The organism is Caballeronia choica (assembly GCF_001544535.1).
In the GTDB taxonomy this organism is placed as follows: domain Bacteria; phylum Pseudomonadota; class Gammaproteobacteria; order Burkholderiales; family Burkholderiaceae; genus Caballeronia; species Caballeronia choica.
On record NZ_FCON02000274.1, the window covers coordinates 1 to 5,837 of the forward strand.

The 5,837-nt window shown below is 64.8% G+C and carries 4 protein-coding genes and 1 pseudogene; 4 read left to right on the forward strand and 1 reads right to left on the reverse strand.

Translation table 11 applies throughout. The annotated features are described in order from the left end of the window. A pseudogene (locus tag AWB68_RS42115) lies at window positions 1-287 on the forward strand (hypothetical protein); the annotation flags it as partial. 62 nt (window positions 288-349) lie between these two features. Beyond that, window positions 350-2,248 (forward strand): propionate--CoA ligase, encoded by a 1,899-nt coding sequence (locus tag AWB68_RS42120; protein ID WP_087650056.1) that lies wholly within the window; start codon window positions 350-352, stop codon window positions 2,246-2,248. Window positions 2,249-2,317: 69 nt separating this feature from the next. On the opposite strand, the gene AWB68_RS42125 is transcribed toward AWB68_RS42120, so the two are convergent. Beyond that, window positions 2,318-3,577: an MFS transporter gene (locus AWB68_RS42125; RefSeq protein WP_087650057.1), complete on the reverse strand. Its 1,260-nt coding sequence runs from the start codon at window positions 3,575-3,577 to the stop codon at window positions 2,318-2,320. Window positions 3,578-3,899: 322 nt separating this feature from the next. Between AWB68_RS42125 and AWB68_RS42130 the strand changes: the two genes are divergently transcribed. Together AWB68_RS42130 and AWB68_RS50315 are read left to right on the forward strand one after the other, a co-directional pair. After that, complete coding sequence (locus AWB68_RS42130; protein ID WP_087650058.1) at window positions 3,900-5,555, forward strand: methyl-accepting chemotaxis protein; 1,656 nt, start codon at window positions 3,900-3,902, stop codon at window positions 5,553-5,555. 10 nt (window positions 5,556-5,565) lie between these two features. Beyond that, window positions 5,566-5,837, forward strand: a 272-nt coding sequence (locus AWB68_RS50315) for a hypothetical protein (RefSeq protein ID WP_143282030.1), incomplete at its 3' end; no start/stop codon positions are given.

Consider the following 5,837-nt stretch of genomic DNA (forward strand, 5'->3'; position numbering starts at 1 on the left):
ACACACGCCTGCGCGCCGCCTGGCTGCGTTCGCAGGCGGCGTCGTTGGGCGCGTATTGCCGCGGCTTCATCGTGATCGAGCCGCGCATCGAAGCGCGTGCCACGACGCGCGAAGCGTGGCGCCTGACGACGCAAGGCAGCGGCGTGCGCACCGTGGTCGTATCGAGCATGCGCGTTGCGGGCGAGCTCGCGCCGGTGCTGCTCAAGCATGCCGCCAGCGACCCCGGCATCGACCCACTGCCGCTCACCACGCGCCGCCCGGCCGTGCATAGGGCCGCCCCTCTCTAGCACGCCATGTCGGGCTGCTCTATCCTTTGAAGCAACCTGCACACTGCTATCAGAGGGAGCGAATGCCGACTTATCGTGAGGAGTTTCGCCGTTCGATCGAAGCGCCCGAGGCGTTCTGGGCCGACCAGGCCAGCCGCATTCACTGGGAGACGCCGTTCGAGCAGGTGCTCGACAACAGCAGGCCACCGTTTGCGCGCTGGTTTGTCGGCGGCAGGACGAATCTCTGCTACAACGCGGTCGATCGTCATCTCGCTACGCGCGCCCAGCAGGACGCGCTGATCTACGTCTCGACCGAGACGGGCATCGAGCGCCGCTACACCTACGCGGAACTGCACGCCGAAGTGAACCGCATGGCCGCGGTGATGCGCTCGCTGAACGTGAAGAAGGGCGACCGCGTGCTGATCTATCTGCCGATGATTGCCGAAGCGCTCTTCGCGATGCTCGCCTGCGCGCGGCTCGGCGCGATCCATTCGGTCGTGTTCGGCGGGTTCGCTGCGCCGAACCTCGCCGCGCGCATCGACGACGCGAAGCCCGCGCTCATCATCACCGCCGATGCCGGCGCTCGCGCGGGCAAGGTGATCGACTACACGCCGCTCGTCGACGAAGCGCTTTCCCGCGCCGAGTACAAGGTGCCGCAAGTGCTGCTGATCGACCGGCAACTCGCACCCGAGCGCCTGCAGGCGAACTACCTGGTCGCCTACGAGCCGCTGCGCGAACAGTTCTTCGATGCCTATGTCCCGTGCGAATGGCTCGAATCGAACGAGCCGTCGTACGTGCTCTACACCTCCGGCACGACCGGGCGGCCGAAGGGCGTGCAGCGCGATGTCGGCGGCTATGCGGTGGCGCTCGCGGCATCGATGGAGCACATCTTCCAGGGCGCGCCCGGCGACACGATGTTCACCGCATCGGATATCGGCTGGGTGGTCGGCCACAGCTACATCATCTATGCGCCGCTGATCGCGGGGCTGACCACCGTCATGTACGAGGGCACGCCGGTGAGGCCGGACGGCGGCATCTGGTGGCGGCTCGTCGAGAAATACCGGATCAACCTGATGTTCACCGCGCCGACCGCGATTCGCGTGCTGAAAAAGCAGGACCCGCAACTGATGCAGCAAGCCGACCTGTCGAGCCTGCGCGCGCTGTTCCTGGCCGGCGAACCGCTCGACGAACCCACCGCGCAATGGATCCAGAGCGCGTTGAGAAAGCCCGTCATCGACAACTACTGGCAGACCGAGACCGGCTGGCCGATGATCGCGATTCCGCGCGGCATCGAGGAATTGCCGCCGAAGCTCGGTTCGCCCGGCGTGCCGTCGATGGGCTTCAATCTCACGCTGCGCAATGAACAGACGGGCGAGATTTGCGCGCCGGACGAGAAGGGTGTGATCGCGCTCGACTATCCGCTGCCGCCCGGCTGCATGCAGACCGTGTGGGGCGACGACCAGCGTTTCATCGATACCTACTGGAAGAGCGTGCCGAACCAGCAGGTCTATTCGACCTTCGACTGGGGCGTGCAGGACGAAGACGGCTATGTGTCGATACTCGGGCGCACCGACGACGTCATCAACGTGGCGGGGCACCGGCTCGGCACGCGCGAGATCGAGGAGGCGCTGTCGGGTCATCCGGCGGTCGCGGAAGTGGCGGTGGTGGGTGTCGCGGATGCGCTGAAGGGGCAGGCCGCGCTCGCGTTCGTCGTGTTGCGCGACGCGGATCGGCTGAACGCGCCGGGCGCGCGCGAAGGGCTCGCGGCTGAACTGGCGCATACCGTCGATACGCACCTGGGCGCGATCGCGCGTCCGGCGGCCGTGCATTTCGTCTCGATGCTGCCGAAGACGCGCTCGGGCAAGCTCTTGCGCCGCGCGATCGCCGCGCTCGCGGAAGGACGCGAGCCGGGCGAGTTGCCGACGATCGAGGATGCCGGCGCTTTGCAGCAGGTGAGGGCGGCGTTGAAGGCGGGGGATTGAAGCACCGCAAAAGCGAAAAAGCCGCTTCGATTTCGAAGCGGCTTTTTTGATCTGCAGCCCTCCGGGCGCTCAGACCTTCTTCAACTTGCCCGCCGACGTCCTCGGCAAAAACACCGCCAGCATCCCGATCAGCGGCAGGAACGAGCAAAGCTTGTATACATAGTCGATGCTCGTCGCGTCGGCGAGATGGCCGAGCACCGCCGCGCCGATACCGCCCATCCCGAACGCGAAACCGAAGAAGAGCCCCGCGACCATCCCGACCTTGCCGGGAATCAGTTCCTGCGCATAGACGAGAATCGCGGAGAACGCCGACGCCAGCACGAGCCCGATCACAACCGACAGCACGCCCGTCCAGAAGAGATTCGCATAGGGCAACAGCAGCGTGAACGGCGCGACACCGAGAATCGACACCCAGATCACGACCTTGCGCCCAATCCGGTCGCCGACCGGTCCGCCGATGATCGTGCCCGCCGCAACCGCCGCGAGGAACACGAACAGGTGCACCTGCGCCGTCTGCACCGACAGGCCGAACTTGCTGATCAGATAGAACGTGAAGTAGCTCATGATGCTCGCCATGTAGAAGTACTTGGAGAACACGAGCAGCATCAGCACGGTCATCGCGGCGATCACCTTGTTGCGCGGCAGCGTCGCGTGAGCCACTTGCGCGCGCCCCTTCTTCACTGCGGGATGGCGCTTGTACCAGCGGCCGATGTTCGCGAGCACGACGATCGCGACGAGCGCCGCCGCCGAGAACCACGCAATGCTCTTCTGTCCATGCGGAATCACGATCAGCGCGGCGAGCAGCGGCCCGAGCGACGAGCCGGCGTTGCCGCCCACCTGGAACAGCGACTGCGCGAGCCCGTGCTTCCCGCCGGACGCCATCCGCGCCACCCGCGACGACTCCGGATGAAACACCGACGACCCGCAGCCGACGAGCGCCGCCGCGACGAGCAGGGTCGGAAAGTTGCCCGCGACCGACATCAACAGCAGCCCCGACAGCGTGAAGCCCATGCCGATGGGCAGCGAATACGGTTTCGGATGCTTGTCGGTATAGAGGCCGACGAGCGGTTGCAGCAGCGATGCCGTGATCTGATAGGTCAGCGTGATCAGCCCGATCTGGCCGAACGAGAGCGCGAATTCGCTCTTGAACATCGGATAGATCGCGAGGATCAGCGACTGGATCATGTCGTTCAGCAGGTGCGAGAAGCTGATCGCGCCCAGTACCGAATAAACCGTGCGTTGCGCGGTCGCGGTCGCGACCGGTGCCGGAGCGGTCGCGCCACCCGGAGAGGCCGCGCTCAGCGCGCCTTTGTCGATGCTCGTTTGCATGGTGAAAAGTCTGCTCGGAAGGAAGTTGTCTCGTCGATGTTCTAAGCCGCTTGTTTCGCCCGATTCATGCGCGGACTGAATTTTTCGTAGTGTAGTTTGTCCTCTACGCGTTGTCCTGCCAACCTTTGTCGCGAAACGGACATCCCCGCTTTTCGTCGGACGTTTGCGCATGCGTGCGTTTTTGGCCGGGTATAACCTCGCCCAGTGACCGCGCGCGAAAAAAATGACTCAAGAATCTCGACGAAGCTGCCGTAGACCAGTGACAAAGGCGTGCGCCGGAGGCGACTGTGCCTGGAACCAGAATAATTCGGGGATTGAATCGATGAAACCGTTTTCGCTACGCGGCCAGACCGGCGCGGGCTTCGTCTCGCAAGCACCAGACGCACGACTTTCACGCCGCGCAGCCGGCAGGAGCGGACTTACCGTGAAGGCGTCACTGCGACTCGCCTTCGCGCTCGTGCTGGCGGGCACGCTCGCGATCGGCGTGATTGCGCTCACGCAGATCAGCCGCCTGAATGGAGCCACGGAATCGATCTACACGCAGGGTTACGTCGCGAGCCGCGCCGCCGAGGAAATGCGCGGCTTCGTGCTGCGCGCGAGCCGTTCGCAGAAGATGCTGCTCACCGCCACCACGGCGAAGGAACGCGACGAACTCGGTGCGCAGATCGACGAGGCGCTCGCCGGGATCGGCAGGGAGCAGGCGCAGTTGCAGCAGTACGTCGACAACTCGGATCACGACGCGCTCGCGCAGCAGAAGCGCCTCGCCACGGCGGTCGCGACCTGGAGCGGGAATCTGCGCACCTTCGTCAAGCTCGTGAAGGAGCAGCCGCTCGATCTGTCGCAGATGAACTGGCAGGTCGGCATCCAGGACGTCTCGTTGCTGGTGGAAACGGGCAAGCTCGAAAAGATCGTCGACGATCTCGTCGCGCGTCGCGGCGCCGCGGCCCGGTCGACGATCGAAACCGCCGCGTTCATCTTTCACTCGTCGTTCGTCGCGGTGCTCGTGCTGACGGTTGCGTTGATCGTGCTCGCGATCGGCGTGAGCGAATGGGTCGTGCGGCGCCTTGCCGCCCAGCTTGGCGGTGAGCCGGTCTATGCGAAGGAGATCGCGAGCCGCATCGCGGCGGGCGACCTGTCGAACCGCATCGAGATTGCGCAGCGCGACAGCGCGAGCATGCTGCGGGCGCTTTGGGAGATGCAGTCGGGGTTGTCGTCGACGGTCGGCGAGATCGCGGCGAGCGCGGAAGCGATTGCATCGGCATCGAGCCAGATTTCGACGGGCAACGTCGACCTGTCGCATCGCACGGAGCAGCAGGCGGTCGCGCTCGAGAAGACGGCGACCAGCATGGAGCAACTCACGTCCACCGTGCGCCAGAACGCCGACAACGCGCAGCAGGCGAGCATGCTGGCGCACAACGCGTCGGAGATCGCGGAGAAGGGCGGCGTCGTGGTGGGTCGCGTCGTCGCGACGATGGAGCAGATCAACGCGAGCGCGAAGAGCATCGGCGACATCATCGGCGTGATCGAGGGCATTGCGTTCCAGACCAATATTCTCGCGCTCAACGCGGCCGTCGAGGCGGCGCGGGCGGGGGAGGAAGGGCGCGGCTTCGCGGTCGTCGCGGGCGAGGTGCGCAGTCTTGCGCAGCGCTCGTCGGCGGCGGCGAAGGAGATCAAGGGCTTGATTCACGCGTCGGTGTCGCGGGTGACGGATGGCTCGACTTACGCGCAGGAAGCGGGCGCCACGATGGATGAGGTCGTGAGGGCGGTCAAGCGCGTGACCGATATCATGGGGGAGATTTCGGCGGCATCGGCGGAACAGAAGAGCGGGATCGAGGAGATCAGTCACGCTGTGACGCAGATGGACGCAGGCACCCAGCAGAACGCTGCCCTCGTGGAGGAGGCCGCCGCGGCGGCGCAATCGCTTGACGATCAGGCGCGGGCGCTCAAGGGGCTGGTTGGGAAGTTTGTATTAGGGTGAGTGCTGGCGCTTGGGTTTGGTGTTGGTGTGTTTACGCCGTTTGATGTTTTTACGCTTCTATGGAACTTGGTTTGTTTTTGGTTTATTTGCTCTGCCCCTGTCCGGGGCGGGACTCACTTTCTTTGCTGCTGCAAAGAAAGTAAGCAAAGAAAGCAGCTTTCCACCGCCAATCCTTGCCATGCGCCTCCAGACCGCTCCTTCGGAGTGGTCCAACCGGGGGAGTGTCGTTAGCGAGGTTTCCCCGTTGTTGGCATGTAGAAAAGGCGCGCACGTCGCACCGCT

Bases quoted from the DNA above. Each gene is read 5' to 3' on its own strand.
- AWB68_RS42120 (WP_087650056.1), top strand. From the start codon at position 350: ATGCCGACTTATCGTGAGGAGTTTCGCCGTTCGATCGAAGCGCCCGAG.
- AWB68_RS42125 (WP_087650057.1), bottom strand. From the start codon at position 3,577: ATGCAAACGAGCATCGACAAAGGCGCGCTGAGCGCGGCCTCTCCGGGT.
- AWB68_RS42130 (WP_087650058.1), top strand. From the start codon at position 3,900: ATGAAACCGTTTTCGCTACGCGGCCAGACCGGCGCGGGCTTCGTCTCG.